Genomic DNA, 17,556 nt, shown 5'->3' with positions numbered 1-17,556 from the left:
AGCCGAAAGGAGTGTCGCGTTGTGCAGCAGGCGCCGGCCACGGCCCGTCGGCGCGGATGACCGCAGTCGGTAACGCCGAGATGGGATGTGACCATGACCGAGTCCTGGCCCAGTTCGATGAGTTCGTTCGACGACATCTTCCAGCGCTTCTTCGGACCCGGAATGGCCGCGCGGCCGCCGGTGCAACGCACCGATCTGGGCCGGCTGCTCAGCGATAACGCCAAACAACTCGTCGCGACCGCGCAGGCCGCGGCCAAGGACTGGCGCAGTCCCGACATCACCCCCGAACACCTGCTCTACGCGGCGACCCTGGTCGAACCGACCCGCGGCATCCTCACCGAACTCGGCCACGACCCGGACGAGCTGAGCATGAAGATGCGCGACGCGGCCGCCGAGCACCGCGGCGACAACGGCAACGGCAACGGCAACGGCGCCATCGCGCTCAGCCCCGCCGCCAAACGCGCCATGCGCAACGCCCAGCGCAGCGCCGCCGAAGCCGGCAGCAGCTACATCGGTCCCGAACACATCCTGCTCGGCATCGCCGAAACCGAGACCCCCGCCGCGCAAGCGATGGCGGGCGCGCAACTGCCGGGCACCGACGGGCAGCGCAAGACCAGCGACACCCCCACTCTCGACGAATTCGGCCGCGACCTGACCGCCGAGGCCAGGGCGGGCAAGGTGGACCCGGTGGTCGGTCGCGCCGAGGAGATCGAGCAGACCGTCGAGATCCTGTCGCGGCGGCGCAAGAACAATCCGGTGCTCATCGGCGATCCCGGCGTCGGCAAGACCGCCATCGTGGAGGGGCTGGCCCAGCGCATCGTCAACGGGGACGTGCCGAGCACCCTCGCCGATCGCCGCGTCGTCGCCCTGGATGTCGGGTCGCTGGTCGCGGGCAGCAAATACCGCGGTGAGTTCGAAGAACGGCTGACCAAGATCCTCGACGAGGTGCGCGCCCATTCCGACGAACTGGTGGTCTTCATCGACGAGCTGCACACCATCGTCGGCGCGGGCAGCGGCTCGGAAGGGTCGATGGACGCGGGCAACCTGCTCAAACCTGCGCTCGCGCGAGGTGAGCTGCACGCCATCGGCGCCACCACCATCGACGAGTACCGCCGCCATATCGAAAAGGACGCCGCCCTCGAGCGCCGCTTCCAGCCGGTGATGGTGTCCGAACCGTCGGTGGCCGACACCATCGCGATCCTGCGCGGACTCGCCGACGTCTACGAAGAACACCACCAGGTGCACTACACCGACGAATCACTGGTCGCCGCCGCGGAACTGTCGGACCGCTATCTCACCGACCGGTTCATGCCCGACAAGGCCATCGACATGATCGACCAGGCCGGCGCGCGGGTGCGGTTGCGGACCCGCACCCCCGGCCCCGACGTGCGCGAACGCGAGGAGGAGGTGGCGCGGCTGCGGCGGGAGAAGGACGCCGCCGTCGCCGCCGAGGACTACGAGAAGGCCAAGGAGCTGAAGTCCGAGATCGCCGTCGCTGAAGAACAACTCGCCGACGCCGGTCACACCGAGGAGCCGCAGGTCACCGTCACCGATATCGCCGAAGTCATCTCGCGCCAGACCGGCATCCCGGTGGCCGAGCTGACCACCGAGGAACGGCAGCGGCTGCTCGGACTCGAAGACGTCCTGCACAAGCGGGTGATCGGCCAGGACGAAGCGATCGTCGCGGTCGCCGAGGCCGTGCGCCGGGCCCGGGCGGGGCTCAAGGATCCCAATCGGCCCATCGGATCGTTCCTGTTTCTCGGGCCCACCGGCGTCGGCAAGACCGAACTGGCCAAAGCGCTGGCCGAGGCCGTGTTCGGTGACGAGGACCGGCTGATCCGCTTCGATATGAGCGAGTTCCAGGAAAAGCACACCGTCTCGCGGCTGGTCGGCGCCCCGCCCGGATACGTCGGCTACGACGACGCGGCCCAGCTCACCGACAAGGTCCGCCGTCAGCCGTACTCGGTGATCCTGTTCGACGAGATCGAGAAGGCGCATCCGGATGTGTTCAATGTGCTGCTGCAACTGCTCGACGACGGGCGGGTCACCGATTCCAAGGGCCGCACCGTGGACTTCAAGAACACCATCGTCATCATGACCAGCAATATCGGCTCCGACCTGATCCTGTCGGCGCCGGAGGGCGATCTGGACTCCATCACCCCGACGCTGAACGAGCGGCTGCGGTCGCACTTCCGGCCCGAATTCCTCAACCGCGTCGACGACACCATCGTCTTCCACCGGCTCGATCAGACCCAGATCCACCGCATCGTCGACCTGGTGCTCGACGGCACCCGCAAGCTGCTGCACGCCCAGGACATCGACCTCGACGTCACCGATCCGGCGGTCGACTGGCTGGCCGAACACGGCTACCAACCCGAATTCGGCGCGCGCCCACTGCGGCGCACCGTGCAGAAGGAAGTGGACAACAAGCTGTCGCGGCTGCTGCTCGACGGTGACCTGAGAGCAGGCGACACCGTCCGCTTGGATGCCGATGGTGGTGGACTGCAACTGGCCGCTGTCGAGCGCCGTGGGGCGAAGACAATGGAGGCGGCACCGTAATTTCGGTGCGCCGACCGGCATTCGGCTCGCCGGAGGCCGGTCGGTGGACTCCGTCGCTGGTGAGCGAGCGCTGATCGCTCGGTGCCGCCGCGCGGGCCTGCGGCGGTGAGCGTCATCGGTAGCCTGTGCGTTGGACGTCTGACGACCAACGACAAGGAGCTTTCGCCTTGGAGGATGTACTACGGCCGCTCATCGTCTGCTGCGGGACCCTCGCGCTCACCGTGGTTGCCGGTCTGCTCTTCGATCGGCTGATGCGGTTCTCCGCACGCAAACGCCCGGACACCCGGCTGCCGCTGCTGCTGCGGCGGGTGCGGATGCCGTTGCAGGTCTTGCTCGGTGCGGTGGCGCTGCACGCGACCTACCCGTTGGCGGAGCTGGAATTACGCCAGGACGCGGTGATCCGCAATGTGCTGGCCACGATGGCGATCATGGCCGCGGTCTGGCTGGTGATCCGGGCCGCCGACGCGGTGGCCGACAACACCTTGAGCCGCTACGCCCAGCGCACCCGTGACGTGGCGCGGGTGCGGCAGCTGCGCACCCAGCTCGGATTGGTGCGCCGCATCGTCACCTCGGTGCTGGTGGTGACCACGGCCGCGGTGGCGATCCTGCTGCTGTTTCCCGGCCTGCGCACGCTCGGCACCTCACTGCTGGCCTCGGCCGGTGTGATCGGCATCATCGCCGGTGTGGCCGCGCAGTCGACCTTGAGCAACCTGATGGCGGGTTTGCAGATCGCGTTCGGCGATTCGGTGAAGATCGGCGACACCGTCGTGGTGGAAGGGGAGATGGGCACCGTCGAGGAGATCACCCTCGCGTTCCTGACGGTGCGGATCTGGGACGACCGCCGGCTGACGATGCCGGTGTCCTATTTCAACAGCAAACCGTATGAGAACTGGTCGCGCGGCGGCTCCGAACTCACCGGCACGGTGTTCCTGCACCTGGATCACAGCACGCCGGTGCCCCTGCTGCGCGAGCACCTGCACGAATACCTGAAGCAGCGGCCCGATTGGGATGGTCGCTCCTGGAATCTGCTGGTCACCGACTCCACCCCGACCAATATCGTGGTGCGCGCGGCGATGTCGGCCGCCGACTCCGATGACGTGTGGACACTGCGGTGCGCGGTCCGTGAGGAACTGCTCGACTGGCTCGGCCGCAACCATCCGTACGCCCTGCCGAAGATCTCCACCGCGATCACCGCACCGGAGGACGAGCGGCTTGCGGCCCTGGCCGGAGCCGGCGGGGTGCTGGCCGGGGCGGGCAGCAAGGACGGCTATCGCGGCTGAGCGGCGTCGACGTGTATCGCCGGTGGAGCACACGAAAGTGATTCACGGCGGCCCGTCGTGCTCGCCGGTCGGTGGCGGTTCGGCCGCTCGATCCCCGCCGGTCGTCATCTGTTCCGTGCGCGCGATGCTCTGCCCGCCGTCGGGGTCGGGTCGCCACGCCTCGACGACGCCGGGCCGTCCGTCTTCCAGCACGAACGCCGCGCGCGTCGCGATCGGTGCGCCCGGCCTGCGGACGTAGGGCAGCACCCGGAAATCGCTGCGCCACAACTGCTGGTCGAGCTCGACCCGCACATATCCGCGCTGCCCGTTGTAGAACTTCATATCCGGATTGGCGTCGAGCAGGAGGCGGCCGCGGTGCGGCAGGTCGGCGCCGTCACCGCCGGTACTGATCGAGGTGCCGGTGAATTCGGCGGCCACCACCGGCGTCGTCGGATCGGCCGGGTCGCGGCGCAGATCGGCGGCGTAGTTCTCGTGCCGGTCCCCGGTGATGACGACGAGGTTGCGCACGCCGTGATCGACGGCGGCGCCGAGGACGGCCGCGCGCTCGGCGACGTAGCCGTCCCACGCGTCGGTACCGACGTCGAGTTCCGGGCCGGGGTCGTAATCGCTTTGGCTCATCGCGACCTGGTTGCCGAGAATCTGCCACCGCGCCGGTGACCGGCCGAATCCGTCGATCAGCCAATCCCGTTGCGGCTGACCGAGAATGGTGCGTCCGGCATCGAATCGGCGCGTGCAATCGGTGCTGAGGCCGCCGTCCCCGCAGACCTGCCGGTCCCGGTACTGCCGGGTGTCGATCATGGTGAATTCGGCGAGATCGCCGAAGCCGTAGCGCCGGTGCAGGCGCATATCGGGCCCCGACGGCATCTGTGCCAGGCGCAGCGGCAGATGTTCGTACAGCGCCTGGAATGCGGCGGCCCGGCGGCCGCGGAACAACGCGGGGATGCGGTAGATATCGATGCCGAGGCCGGGGGAGTCGTCGGCCCAATTGTTGTCCACCTCGTGGTCGTCCATGGTGACCAGCCAGGGGAACGCGGCATGCGCGGCCTGCAACGGCTGCTCGGATTTGGCTTGGGCATACAGCAATCGGTAACCGGCCAGATCGTAGGCCTCGTCGCGCAACTGCGGCGGGATCGTCGCGCCCTCACGGCCGAGCCGCCAGGACCGCTCGTAGATGTAGTCGCCCAGATGCACCACCAGATCCAGGTCCTCGGCACTCATATGGTCGTAGGCGGTGTAGTAGCCCGAACTCCACGATTGGCACGACGCGAACGCGAACCGCATTCGCGCCACCTGCTGCCCGAGTGCGGGCGCGGTGCGGGTGCGTCCGATCGGCGAGAGGGCCGGACCCGCCCGGAATCGGTAGAAGTACCAGCGATCCGGGGCCAGACCGCGCACCTCCGGATGCACGCTGTGCCCGAGTTCGCGCGTCGCCACCGCCGTCCCGCGGGTGACCACCCGGCGGAACCGCTCGTCCTCGGCGACCTCGTAGTCCACACTCACCGGCGCCAGCGCCATCCCGCCCAACCCGTCGGGGGCGAGCGGATCCGGTGCCAGCCGGGTCCACAGCACCACACCGTCGGGCATGGGATCGCCCGAGGCGACGCCGAGGGAGAACGGGTCACCCAACCGGCGCGGCGCCTGGAAGCGCGCACTGCTCGCCGCCGCGGCTCCCGCCAGCACCGTCGCGGTTCCGGCGGCGCCGATGCGCAGTAACTGCCGACGAGACAGATCCATGCCGTCCAGCATGCCCTGATCCGCGCGTCACGGGAACGCGGCAGGCCGCCCGGCAGTGCGTCACACGCTGGCGGCGCCGCCGATTCGCCGGGTGAGCCTGCCCGGTCTCGTCCGCTCTCCGGGACATGCGGTGCCTCGATTCGCCGAGCCCGGCTAGGTTCACCCCACGCGGGTAGTGCGTCTCGGCAGCGGCCGAGCAGCCGAGCAGCCGACAAGGAGGACACCGATGTCCGTTTCACCGTCGCCGGAAACACTGGATGCCGAGCTGGCACGTCGCCTGGCCAGGCTGGAGGCCGTCGAGTCGATCAAGGCGCTCAAACACCGGTACTTCCGGGCCTGTGACGCCAAGGACCCGAAGGGTTTCCGCGACTGCTTCATCGCTTCCGGCTCGGCGCTGGACTACGGCGAACTCGGCGCCTTCGATGCCGACGGGATGGCCGCGGTCTTCGAATCCATCGCCCTGAAACAGGTCGACGGCAAGCACGTCATCCTCGATATGCACCACGGCCTGCATCCCGACATCACGATCATCGACGACACCACCGCCTCGGGCCGGTGGACCCTGCAATTCCGTCAGGTGAACCTGGTCGACAAGACCGAAACAGTCTCCACCGGCGAATACACCGACGAGTACGTCATCGAGGACGGGGCCTGGAAGATCGCGACCTGCCGGTTCGACCGGATCTGGTCGATCACCCGGCCGATCGACGATTCCTGCCGCGTCACCCAGTAGGCGAACACCGGACCTAACCGAGCACGTCGACGACCGTCCTGGTCGCGTCGGCGACCAGCCTGTTGTCGGGTTCGGCGTCCTGCTCGGACTTCGTCGACAGCACCGCGATCACGATCGGCGCGCGCCCGGACGGCCAGGTGACGGCGACGTCGAGCGCCGACCCGTAGGCGGGGGATCCGGTCTTGTCTCCCACGGTCCAGTCCTCGGGCAGACCCGCGCGGATCCGGGTGTCGCCGGTGGTGTTGGCGACCAGCCACGCCGTCAGCTGGGCGCGTTCGGGTTCGCCGAGTACGTCGCCGACGACCAGCGCGCGGTAGTCGGCGGCGAGTGCGGCGGGGGTGGTGGTGTCGCGTTCGTCGCCGGGGATCGCGGTGTTCAGTTCGGTCTCCCAGCGATCCAGCCGGGAGGTGTCGTCGCCGAGCGAACGCAGGAACGCGGTGAAGCCCTGCGGGCCGCCGAGCAATTTCAGCAGCTGGTTGCCGGCCGTGTTGTCGGAGGCCGTGATGGCGGCGTGGCACAGTTCGGCGACGGTCATCCCGGATTCGACCCGGGTTTCGGTCACCGGCGAATAGTCGACCAGTTCCTCGGCGGAGTAATGGATCACCTGATCGAAGTAGCCCGTCGACAATGGATGCTCACGTAGTAGCGCGCCGCAGGCCAGCCCCTTGAACGTCGACGCCATCGGGAACCGCTCGTCCGCGCGGTGGGCCACGGTGCGCTCGGAGCCGGTGTTGACGGCGAACACACCCAATCGGGCCCCTGCGGTCGTTTCCAGTGCGGCGAACCGGGGATCGGCCACGGCCGAGGTGGTGACCGCGGATGTGGCCGGTGCGGTGGTGGTGGAACCGGAGTCGCAGGCCGCGGTCATCGCCAGTGCGGACAGTGCCAGTGCGGCTGCGAGCATGCGTCTGCCGCCGGGGCGGCGGAAGGAGGAAGCTGGGGAAGTCACCGCTGAAGGACACCACCGCGGCGATCGTCGCGGCCAATAGCGGGCACCGGCGGCCGCGAGTCGCATTCGATATCGCCGCAGGTCGCCGGGCCTGTTCGGGGACGGATGCGGGCCACGGGCTCGCGATGGGATCGGCGCGGGGCGACCGGCTGGTTCAATGACCGCCATGGATCTGATCCGCCACCTCCGCTTCTTCGTCGCCGTCGCGGACGAGGGACATTTCGGGCGGGCGGCGGCCGCGCTGGAGATGACCCAGCCACCGGTGTCGCAGGGGCTGCGGCGGCTCGAACAGTTCCTCGGTGTCGAACTCGTGCACCGCACACCGCAAGGCGCGGTGCTCACCTCCGCCGGACGGCACCTGCTGCCACGCTCGCGGCTGCTGGTCGACGACGCCGAACGGCTGCTCGCCGAATCGCAGCGCATCGCCCACGCCCGCGGCGACGTCCACTGGGGTGTGGCCGCGGCACTCCCGGACCCGCTGGTCACCGCCTGTGTGACCGCCCTGCGTGACTCCGCGGGTCCCGGCGCGGTCGTCACGACGACGGTCGGCGCGACCACCGACCTGCTCGGCGACCTGCGCGCGGGCCTGTGCGATGTGGCGGTGATCGAGCATCCGGCCCTGGTCGACGGCGTCGCGGCCGGGCCGGTGATCAAGATCCCGCGCTGGCTGGTGGTGCCGTCGGATCATCGCAGCGCCACCGCCGAACGCCCCACCGTCCGCATGCTCGCCGACCTGACGTTCGCGCATCCGCCGCGCGCGGGCAATCCACCCGCCTTCGACACGATGCTCGACCTGCTGCGTGAACGCGGGCTCGACGTCCGTCTCGGCACCGCCCGCGACGATCGGGCCGTGCTGGCCGCGGTCGCCGCCGGGAACAGTTTCGGTATCACCGCTATCGCGCCGGCACCCACTCCTGGCGTGACCTGGCTGACCATGGCCCCGCAGGCCCTCGCGCTGCGGGTGCGCGTGGTCCGCCGTCCCGATGCCCAGCCGCACGCCGACGCCCTCGACCGGGTGCTGTACCGGGAGCGGTTGCGATGAGCCGCACCCGATACGACTGGCGGCCGCTCGGCGCGGACGCCGGCGGCGAGGTCACCGAACGGATCCGGGCGGTCTTCGCCGACGCCGGCTGCACCGGATGGTTGCACGCTCGCCGCTGCGGCAGCGCGGCGGAGATCTCCGTCGACGGCCGCGACCGCGTGGTCACCGCCTCGGTCTACAAACTCGTGCTGTTCGTGGCGTTCTGCCGGAAGGTCGATGCCGGCCTGATCGATCCACGCGCCCAGCTCACCGTGCACCCGGACGACTGCACACCGGGCCCCACCGGCCTTGCCGCACTGCACGATCCGGTGACGTTGAGCCGCCGTGATCTGGCCACCTCGATGATGACGGTCTCCGACAATGCCGCCGCCGACGTCCTGCTCGGCGAGGTCGGTCTCGGCGCCGTCGAGGATCTGCTGGACGAGCTGGGGCTCACCGAGACCCGGATCGTCGGCGGCACCGCCGACGTGCACCGCAGTCTGGTCCGCGACACCGATACCCACAGCACCGCCGAGGCCTTCGCCGCGCTCGCCGACAACGACGAGGCCTGGTCGGTGTCGGCCTACGACCCCTCCTACGCCAGCGCCACCACCCCGGAGGAGATGACCCGTTTTCTGCACCTGGTGTGGGCGGGCGGCGTACTGTCGCCGGAGCAGACCGGATTCGTGCGCTCGGTGATGCGCAAGCAGGTGTGGCCACACCGCATCGCGGCGGCGTTTCCGCATCGCGGCGTCGCCGTGGCGGGTAAGACCGGCACCATCGGCGTCATCCGCAATGAGGTCGCGGTCGTGGAGTTTCCCGGCGAGTATCCGGTGGCGGTCGCGGTGTTCACCCGGGCGGCCCGGGCCGATCCGCAGCTGGCCGTCGTCGACGCCGCGATCGCCGAGGCCGCCCGCATCGCCGTCACCGAGCTGCGGCACCCGCTCACGCAGGACTGACGCTCACCGGCAGGCTCAGGGAAAGTCTGATAAACAGGTATTACTAAATCCTGTTCACCCACTCCGTTCGTATGGTCTAATCGGGGTGGAACGTGTTCTACACAACGCTGTGAGGTCTGCACCGGAGCAGGCCGCAAGGAGGTACTCGTGGCCGCACCGTCCATCCCCGCCGGGTTCGATTTCACCGACCCCGACCTGTACGCCCAGCGCTTGCCGATCGAGGAATTCGCCGAGCTGCGCCGGGTGGCACCGGTGTGGTGGTGCCCGCAGGAGAAGGGCCGCAGCGGCTTCGACGACGGCGGCTACTGGGTGGTCACCAAGCTCGACGACATCAAGGAGATCTCGAAGAGCCCCGAGCTGTTCTCCTCGGAGGAGAACACCGCGATCATCCGGTTCAACGGCGATATCGCGCGCAACGAGATCGAAATGCTGCGCATGCTCATGCTCAACATGGATCCGCCGAACCACACCAAGATGCGCCGCATCGTGTCCAAGGGCTTCACCCCGCGCGCGGTCAACAGCCTGCGCGAGGCGCTCACCGAACGCGCCGAGCGCATCGTGCACGAGGCCAAGAAGGAAGGCCGCGGCGATTTCGTCCAGCAGGTCGCCTGTGAGCTGCCGTTGCAGGCCATCGCCGAGCTGATCGGCGTCCCGCAGGAAGATCGCGGCAAGATCTTCGACTGGACCAACCAGATGATCTCCTACGACGACCCGGACTTCGAGGGCGACCACAAGATGGCCACCGCGGAGGTCATGGGCTACGCCTGGAACCTGGCCGAGGAAAAGCGCAAGTGCCCGATGGACGACATCGTGACCACGCTGCTCGATGCCGACCTCGACGGTGAGGCGCTCGGCTCCGACGAATTCGCCTGGTTCGTCATCCTGCTCGCCGTGGCGGGCAACGAGACCACCCGTAATGCCATCACCCACGGCATGAAGGCCTTCGTCGACAACCCCGACCAGTGGGAGCTGTACAAGGAGCAGCGTCCGCGCACCGCGCCCGACGAGATCGTCCGCTGGGCCACCCCGGTCACCGCCTTCCAGCGCACCGCGACCGCCGACACCGAACTCGGCGGCCAGCTGATCAAGAAGGGCCAGCGCGTCGGCATGTTCTACAGCGCGGCCAACTTCGATCCGGAGTCGTTCGAGGATCCGTTCAAGTTCAACGTCCTGCGCAATCCCAACCCACATGTCGGCTTCGGCGGCACCGGCACCCACTTCTGCGTCGGCGCCAACCTGGCCCGGCTCGAGATCGATCTGATGTTCAATGCCATCGCCGACGCGATGCCGAACCTGCGCGAGCTCTCCGAGCCGGTGCGGCTGCGGTCGGGCTGGCTCAACGGCATCAAGCGCTGGGAAGTCGCCTACGAGTGAGTACCGGGCGCGCATGAGCATTGCGCGCGCGTGAGCACGACGCGGCACCGTTCGATGAACGGTGCCGCGTTCGCGTATGTGGCCGAACTCGCTCGGCGTGCCTGGATCAGCGCGGCCGTGAACGGCGCGCTCCGGGCGAGTTACTGTCACGAGGAACCCGGTGCGGTCCCGGACCGGAAACAGTGGAGGTGGAACCCGGATGTTGTCGACGGCGTGGTCACGCGAGATGGGCCTGCGGGTTCCGATCGTGAACGCCCCCATGGGTGGCGTGGCCGGCGGCAGGCTGGCCGCCGCGGTCACCGCGGCCGGTGGGCTCGGCATGATCGGGATGGGCAGCGCGGGCTCGGCGGCGCGGCTGTCGGCCGAACTGGAACAGCTCGGACCGGATCCGGGGCCGTTCGGTATCGGAATGATCGACTGGGTGCTGGCCCGCGAACCCGACCTGTTCGACACCGCCCTCGCCGCGCGGCCCGTGCTGATCTCGATCAGTTTCACCACCGACCTGTCCTGGGTCGAGCGGGTGCACGCGGCCGGGATCCGCGCCGCCACCCAGGTCTACGACCGCGAGCAGGCGGTGCGGGCCGAGGCCGCGGGCATCGACGTCATCGTGGCCAGGGGAGCCGAAGGCGGCGGTCACGGCGAGCCGACACTGGCGACCTTGCCGTTGCTCGACATCGTCTGCGAGGCCGTCGAGGTTCCGGTGCTCGCGGCCGGCGGGATCGCGACCGGGCACGCGCTGGCCGCGGTGCTCGGTGCGGGCGCGGCCGGGGCCTGGCTGGGCACCCGCTTGGCGGTGTGCCCGGAAGCGCTCACCACCGAACGCGCGCGAGCGGCGCTGCTGCGCGCCGACGCGACCGACACCATCACCACCCGCGTGTTCGATATCGGTCAGGGCCTGCCGTGGCCGCAGCGCTATCCGGCGCGGGTGCTGCGCAACGATTTCACCGACCGATGGGACGGCGCCGAGGACGCGTTGGCCGCCGACCCGCGCGCCCGGGCCGAACTGGCCGCCGCCGTCGACGCCGACGATCCGCGGCTCGAGCCGATCGACGCGGGCCAGGGCATCGGCCTGGTCACCAGCAGCGAGCCGGTCGCCGAGGTGTTCGACGACATCTGCACCGCGGCCGCGCGTTATCTGACCGCCCGCTCCACCATTGTCGAGTCCGACGCCACCACGGGCTGAGCATCCGGCGAGGGCGTGTCAGAACCCCATCGCGGCCAGCCGCGGCAGCTCGCCGGTGCGGCAGCCTTCGATCACGAACGCCTCGTGCTCTACCAGCGGTTCGGGCAGCTTGTCGATCGGCCACCAGCGCAGGTCGGCGGCCTTGTCCGGTTCCATCAGCCGAGGCTCGCCGGACCAGGTGCGGCATTCGAGGAAGAAATCGACCCGGTGGTCGACGTCCTCGGCGCCGTCGCCGTAGCGGCGGTGCAGGACGGTGAGCGGCACCAGATCCGACGACTCGACACCGATGCCGAGTTCTTCGGCGGCCTCGCGCGCGCCAGCGGTGAACACCGATTCGCCCAGCTCGACGTGCCCGGCCGCCGCGTGCGCCCAGAATCCGTCCATGAAGCCGGTGTTGTGCCGCAATTGCAGCAGAACTTCCTCGCCGTCGGCGGTGCTCCGTCGCAGCAGCACGTACACGGCGGGCACCAGCCGGAATCGCTCGGTCACTCACGCAGGGTAGCGAAATCCCGGTACCGCGGTATCTAGAACCTGCTGTGCACGGTCGCGCCCATGATCGTGCCCACCTGATCGTCGACCTCCGGCACCACCCGCGGCGGTGTGGTGGTCGTCGCGGCCGGTCGATGATCTCGCGGTGCGTTTGCCGGGAATTGGGCAGCGAGAAGTTTTGCGCTGCGGTTCATCTCATCGGCGACGATCGGCATGATCGTGGAATAGTCGGTGCCGTGGCGTGCGGCGCCGGTGTAGCAGGTTTCCAGCGTGACCACCGTCGGTGAGTTCCTGGCCTCGGCAAGGGAAATCGAATAGGTGAAATGGTTGCCGGTGAGGCCGACGCCGCTGAGTTCCAGTCGTTCGAGCGGCAGGCATTCGGTCACCGTGAGATCGAGTTCGTGGATGATGCTCGCGACGGTGGCCTGGGCGCGGACGGTGACGCCGAGCGTGAATGTCGCTGGTACCTCGCCGATCCAGAAGTCGTGGTTCGGCATCCAGGTTGTCAGCTGGTCCGGGCGCGAGATCAACGCCCACACTTTTTCTCTTGTCGCGTTCACCGCGCAGGAAGCGCTACTGCGGGCCAGGGCCACGGCTATTGCCTCTCCATCGACTGGGAGTTGAAGGTTACAGCATCGTGTGGGAACGGGAAGCCGGACTCGCCATGTTTCATTCCGGCGGATTACGCACTGCGCGAGCCGAATTCGAAACTTCCGGAATGCCATTGTGCGAATGCAAGAACATTTGTAGCGTGCAGCTGCAATTGACGTTTCCGTCGGCAAACACCGGGCACCCGGGCGCAGGGGACCGGCAGCTCCGCGTCAGCCGGTCGAATCGCGGCCGACGTCGAAGCATTCGACATAGACCGCTTTCGCCTCGTCGACCACGGATTCGGCGATCCTGGCCAGCGGCCGGGCCCGGACCAGGATCGGCTCGTGGTCGGGTCCGCGCCCGACGACCGTACCGGTCAACAGCCACGGATAGCGCCCGCCCGGCTCACCGACCTCGGCGTACTTGCACAGCCTGCGCGCCACCCACTCCCGGGCCGGCCGCGGCCACCAGCTTTCTGGCACCACGGTCGTCACCGACAGGCCGGGCAGATCCACACCGGCCTCGAAATCCCGGCTCGGCCCGAACCGGCGGTCGGCCTGCGGCCCTTCGGAATACCTCAGATAGATCTGGTCGTGGCCGAGAATGTACTCGGTGAGCTGATCGAGATCGGTCAACCGCGGCAGGTCGTCCTCGCCGTCGCCGATCAGGATCGGGTCGGCCTGCTCTGCGCCGGAATCCACTGCCGCGACCTAATCGATCTGCTTGCGTTCGAGTGGGCGGGTGGCCGGCCCCTGGACGACGTCACCGTCGACGGTGAATCGCGAACCGTGACAAGGGCATTCCCAGGTGCGCTCGGCGTCGTTGAAGGCGACGAGGCAACCCAGATGGGTGCAGGTCGCCGACACCGCGTGCACCGCGCCGTCCTCGTCGCGATAGACCGCGCACGGCGAACCCGACACTCGGATGACGGCGCCGGTGCTCGGCGCGATGTCGGCGATGGATCCGGTGCGGATGGTGCGCAGCCGGTCGCCGACGAAATGCTTGGCGACCTCGGTCTGCGCGCGCACGAACGTGACGGCCTCGGTGATCGGATGCACCCGGGCGGGGTCGTAGAGATCGGTCCACGGCAGTCGTTCGCCGGTGATGCGCCCGGCCAGCACGCGTGCGGCCACCACGCCGTTGCTCATACCCCACGAGTTGAATCCGGCGGCCACGTAGGCGTGGGTGCTCAGCGGGTGCAGGCGGCCGATGAACGGCAGGCCATCGGTGGTCGAATTGTCTTGCGCCGCCCAGCGATAGCGGATCTCGGCGGCGGGGAAGCGCTGGGTCGTCCAGGAGGCGAGCGCGTCGAATCGGCGGCGGACATCGCCGTCGCCGGGGGTGAACTTCTCGCCGGTGACGATGAGCAGGCGCTGCCCGTCCGGCAAGGGCGCGGTGCGCACGGAACGGGTAGTGCCCTCCGGCGAGAGGTAACACCCCTGCGGGGCCTGGTCTTCGGGGATGCTCGCCGCGACCACCAGTTCGCGATGCGGTTTCAGGCGGGGAAACAGCAGCGACCGGTCGAACACCGGATAGTGGGTCGCGACGACGACGTCGGCTGCGGTCAGCCGCGCACCGGAGGCGGTGGTGAGCACGGGCGCCCGGCCTTCGCTGAGGTTCGTGACGCGGCTGTTCTCGTAGATCATCCCGCCGCGTTCGGTGATCGCCCTGGCCAGTGCGAGCAGATAGCGGCGCGGATGGAACTGCGCCTGCTGCTCGACCCGCACGGCGCCCGTCACCGGAAACGGCAGCCCGGTCTCGGTGACGAACCGCGCGGGCAGACCGGCCGCCACGGCGGCGTCGACTTCGCGGCGGATCGCCCGAACGCCGTCGGCGGTTTCGGAGTAGGTGTAGGCCGGGCACTGCTCGAGCTGGCAATCGATGCCGAGTTCGTCGACGATCTGCGCGATGTGGCCGAGCGCGTCCTGTTGCGAGGCGGCGTACAGGCGGGCGGCAGGTTCGCCGAGTGAACGCGTGAGACGCTGGTAGACCAGCGTGTGCAGGGAGGTCACCTTCGCGGTGGTGTAGCCGGTGACGCCGGCGGCGATCCGCCCGGCCTCGACCACGGCGACCGAGCGACCGGTGCCCAGCAGCTCCCACGCGGTGCTCAATCCGGCGATTCCCGCGCCGGCCACGGCGACGTCGACCCTGGCATCGCGGTCCAGCGCGGGGTACGCGGTGGGCTCGCTGGTATCCATCCAGAACGATTCGTTCACGACTCGCAGGCTCACATTCGGCGGCTTCCCCGTCCGGACGTGCTCAAACGCGGGCTCCCGGCGGTCATGGGCCGCGGCGGGCGGGCGAGGCAAATGTCACAGCAAGGTAACGGCGTGGGTGCTGGTGTCGACAGCATGGACGACTCATGTGGCCGGTCGGTCCGGCGGTGTCGGGGCCGCGAACCGAGGGCCGCGTGGATATCCGTGTGTCGTCGAGAAAGGTTCATCGATGCGGTTGCGCCGCCAAGGCCCCCGGCCCGAATCCTCCCGCTCCGGCCTCGGCCGGGCTCTGCTCGCACCGTTGGTCGCCCTGCTCATGGCGGTCGGCGCCGTCGTTGTCGGCGCCCCGAGCGCCTCGGCCGCATTCAACCCCGCCGGATTCGATTTCTGGGTCGACTCGAGCATGGGGCCGATCAAATCGCGAGTCTTCCGCGCCGCCGACGGCAATACCGATCGGGTGGTCTACGCCCTGGACGGTATGCGGGCCCGGGAAGATCTCAACGGCTGGGAGATCGAAACCGAGGTGGCCAGGGAGCTGACGAAGTGGAACATCAACGTCGTCATGCCGGTGGGCGGACAGTCCAGCTTCTATATCGACTGGAACGCGCCGTCGAGCTTCCTCGGCGTGCCGCCCGGCGCGGCCGGTTCCTCCAGTGGGTCCGGCGGCCTGAACGTCTTCTCCGGCGGACCGGGCAAGGACTACACCTATCGGTGGGAGACCTTCCTGACCCAGGAGCTGCGCTTCGCTCTGCGCGACCGGCTCGGCTTCAACCCCAACCGCAATGGCGTGTTCGGCCTGTCCATGGGCGGTAGCGCCGCACTGACCCTGGCCGCGTATCACCCCGACCAGTTCAGCTTCGCCGGTTCGTTCTCCGGCTACCTCAATATCTCCGCCCCCGGTATGCGCGAGGCGATCCGCGTCGCGATGATCGACGCCGGCGGCTACAACGTCGACTCCATGGCCGCGCCGTGGGATCCCAAGTGGCTGCGCATGGACCCGTTCGTGTTCGCGCCGCGACTGATCGCCAACAACACCCGGCTCTGGGTGTCCGCCGCCAGCGGCCTGCCCACCGCCTCCGATGGCCCGAGCGTCGGCACCCTCAACGGCATGGCGTTGGAGGCGCTCGCGCTGGTCAACACCCGCGCCTTCCAGGTCCGGATGGCCACCCTCGGCGCGAACAACGCCACCTTCGATTTCCCGGCGTTCGGTATCCACGCCTGGAACAACTGGCAGGACCAGGTCATCCGGATGCTGCCCGCGCTGTCGTCCTCCATCGGCTGAGCCGCGGCGATTCGCGCGAAACCGGCGAAGTGATCTTCGGATCGCCTCGCCGGTTTCGGCGTATTACGGCGTCGACCTGGGTGTCAGCGGGTCGCGGAAGAAACGCGCCCCCGATGTGGTTAAAAGTTGAACCAGTTCGATTCCGATATCGAGCAGCATCGCCCGCTTCCCGCGCGCCAGGTGAGCGGCAGAGAATGGAGACGCTATGCCTGCTGTCACCGCCGATACGCTGACCCTGCCCCGGATCGCGTCCGCCGGACCCGAGGCCATCGAACGTCCGGTGCGTTCGGTGACGACCGGCCCGCGCGGTTACGAAGGCGAAGGCTTCCCGGTGGTCCGGGCCTTCGCCGGGGTGTCGACCGCCGACCTCGACCCCTTCATCCATATGGACCAGATGGGTGAGGTCGAGTACGAGCCCGGTGAACCGAAGGGCACCGACTGGCATCCGCACCGCGGTTTCGAAACCGTCACCTACATGATCGACGGCCGGTTCCAGCACCAGGATTCCCATGGCGGCGGCGGCCTGATCGAGGACGGCGCCACGCAGTGGATGACGGCGGGTTCGGGCGTGCTGCACATCGAGACGCCGCCCGCGGAACTGGTCGATTCCGGCGGCCTGTTCCACGGCTTGCAGCTCTGGGTGAATCTTCCGGCCAAGGACAAGTTCCTCGCACCGAAGTACCAGAGCCTCGAGGGCGGACAGGTGCGGTTGCTGTCCTCGGCGGACGGCGGCGCGCTGGTCCGGGTGATCGCGGGGGCCATCGACGGCTACGACGGGCCCGGCGCGACGCATACGCCCATCACCTTCGCGCACGCGACCATCGCTCCCGGCGCCCAGTTGTCGGCGCCGTGGCAGCCGGACTACAACGCCCTGGTCTACGTGCTGTCGGGGCGCGGCACCGTCGGCGCCGAGGGCCGACCGGTCGAGCAGGGGCAGTTGGTCGTGTTCGGCAAGGGCGACCGGATCACCGTCACCGCCGACGCCACGCAGGACTCGAACCGTCCCGCGCTCGAGGTGCTGCTGCTGGGCGGCAGGCCGATCCGGGAGCCGGTCGCGCACTACGGCCCGTTCGTGATGAACACCCGAGCCGAACTGATCCAGGCCATCGAGGACTATCAGGCCGGCAGGCTCGGCGTGATCCCGGAGAACGCGCTGATGCCGCACCGCCCGCACTGACGGCGGACG

At 68.8% G+C, this 17,556-nt stretch carries 15 protein-coding genes; 9 read left to right on the top strand and 6 right to left on the bottom strand.

The genetic code is table 11. The features are described 5' to 3' along the window. Positions 1-93 precede the first annotated feature (93 nt). Positions 94-2,559, top strand: coding sequence for an ATP-dependent Clp protease ATP-binding subunit (locus FEK34_RS27425; protein ID WP_138452522.1), 2,466 nt, complete (start codon positions 94-96; stop codon positions 2,557-2,559). 167 nt (positions 2,560-2,726) lie between these two features. Continuing rightward, positions 2,727-3,839: a mechanosensitive ion channel family protein gene (locus FEK34_RS27420; protein WP_138452519.1), complete on the top strand. Its 1,113-nt coding sequence runs from the start codon at positions 2,727-2,729 to the stop codon at positions 3,837-3,839. A gap of 42 nt (positions 3,840-3,881) precedes the next feature. Here FEK34_RS27420 and FEK34_RS27415 read toward each other — a convergent pair whose 3' ends face one another. Next, the gene (locus FEK34_RS27415) at positions 3,882-5,573 is read right to left on the bottom strand and encodes an alkaline phosphatase D family protein (RefSeq protein WP_171048429.1); all 1,692 of its coding nucleotides are present in this window, start codon (positions 5,571-5,573) and stop codon (positions 3,882-3,884) included. A 226-nt stretch (positions 5,574-5,799) separates the two neighbouring features. Between FEK34_RS27415 and FEK34_RS27410 the strand changes: the two genes are divergently transcribed. Continuing rightward, entirely contained in the window at positions 5,800-6,306 is a 507-nt protein-coding gene (locus tag FEK34_RS27410; RefSeq protein WP_138452515.1) for a nuclear transport factor 2 family protein, read from the top strand. A gap of 13 nt (positions 6,307-6,319) precedes the next feature. Here the strand turns inward: FEK34_RS27410 and bla are convergent, their stop codons facing one another. Then, on the bottom strand, positions 6,320-7,210 hold the full coding sequence (bla, locus tag FEK34_RS27405; RefSeq protein ID WP_138452643.1) for a class A beta-lactamase: 891 nt from the start codon (positions 7,208-7,210) through the stop codon (positions 6,320-6,322). Positions 7,211-7,421: 211 nt separating this feature from the next. On the opposite strand from bla, the gene FEK34_RS27400 reads away from it, so the two are divergent. The 4 genes from FEK34_RS27400 (at position 7,422) to FEK34_RS27385 (ending at position 11,792) form a co-directional block, all read left to right on the top strand. Then, complete coding sequence (locus FEK34_RS27400) at positions 7,422-8,297, top strand: LysR family transcriptional regulator (RefSeq protein WP_138452513.1); 876 nt, start codon at positions 7,422-7,424, stop codon at positions 8,295-8,297. Further along, complete coding sequence (locus FEK34_RS27395; protein WP_138452511.1) at positions 8,294-9,235, top strand: serine hydrolase; 942 nt, start codon at positions 8,294-8,296, stop codon at positions 9,233-9,235. Before FEK34_RS27400 ends, FEK34_RS27395 begins: the two co-directional genes overlap by 4 nt. 147 nt (positions 9,236-9,382) lie before the next feature. Further along, positions 9,383-10,609 (top strand): cytochrome P450, encoded by a 1,227-nt coding sequence (locus FEK34_RS27390; protein WP_138452509.1) that lies wholly within the window; start codon positions 9,383-9,385, stop codon positions 10,607-10,609. A gap of 199 nt (positions 10,610-10,808) precedes the next feature. Further along, positions 10,809-11,792 carry an NAD(P)H-dependent flavin oxidoreductase gene (locus tag FEK34_RS27385; RefSeq protein ID WP_138452507.1) on the top strand — a complete coding sequence of 328 codons (984 nt, stop codon included), beginning with the start codon at positions 10,809-10,811 and terminating at the stop codon, positions 11,790-11,792. Positions 11,793-11,810: 18 nt separating this feature from the next. On the opposite strand, the gene FEK34_RS27380 is transcribed toward FEK34_RS27385, so the two are convergent. From FEK34_RS27380 to FEK34_RS27365, 4 genes are all read right to left on the bottom strand, one after another. Then, a complete protein-coding gene (locus FEK34_RS27380; protein WP_138452505.1) occupies positions 11,811-12,281 on the bottom strand; it encodes an NUDIX hydrolase in 471 nt (156 codons plus the stop codon). Positions 12,282-12,316: 35 nt separating this feature from the next. Continuing rightward, positions 12,317-12,874 (bottom strand): SRPBCC family protein, encoded by a 558-nt coding sequence (locus tag FEK34_RS27375; protein ID WP_171048427.1) that lies wholly within the window; start codon positions 12,872-12,874, stop codon positions 12,317-12,319. Positions 12,875-13,102: 228 nt separating this feature from the next. Further along, the gene (locus FEK34_RS27370) at positions 13,103-13,573 is read right to left on the bottom strand and encodes a DUF6098 family protein (RefSeq protein ID WP_249359666.1); all 471 of its coding nucleotides are present in this window, start codon (positions 13,571-13,573) and stop codon (positions 13,103-13,105) included. A gap of 9 nt (positions 13,574-13,582) precedes the next feature. After that, the gene (locus tag FEK34_RS27365; protein WP_249359664.1) at positions 13,583-15,088 is read right to left on the bottom strand and encodes an FAD-dependent oxidoreductase; all 1,506 of its coding nucleotides are present in this window, start codon (positions 15,086-15,088) and stop codon (positions 13,583-13,585) included. 229 nt (positions 15,089-15,317) lie between these two features. On the opposite strand from FEK34_RS27365, the gene FEK34_RS27360 reads away from it, so the two are divergent. Together FEK34_RS27360 and FEK34_RS27355 are read left to right on the top strand one after the other, a co-directional pair. Next, positions 15,318-16,370, top strand: coding sequence for an alpha/beta hydrolase (locus FEK34_RS27360; protein WP_138452497.1), 1,053 nt, complete (start codon positions 15,318-15,320; stop codon positions 16,368-16,370). A 205-nt stretch (positions 16,371-16,575) separates the two neighbouring features. Further along, positions 16,576-17,547 carry a pirin family protein gene (locus FEK34_RS27355; protein ID WP_138452495.1) on the top strand — a complete coding sequence of 324 codons (972 nt, stop codon included), beginning with the start codon at positions 16,576-16,578 and terminating at the stop codon, positions 17,545-17,547. Positions 17,548-17,556: the final 9 nt, after the last annotated feature.

The sequence above is a fragment of the Nocardia cyriacigeorgica genome (genome assembly GCF_005863245.1).
GTDB lineage: Bacteria > Actinomycetota > Actinomycetes > Mycobacteriales > Mycobacteriaceae > Nocardia > Nocardia cyriacigeorgica_C.
The sequence above is the reverse complement of the archived record's forward strand: the minus strand, read 5'-3'. Positions and strand labels throughout refer to the sequence as shown.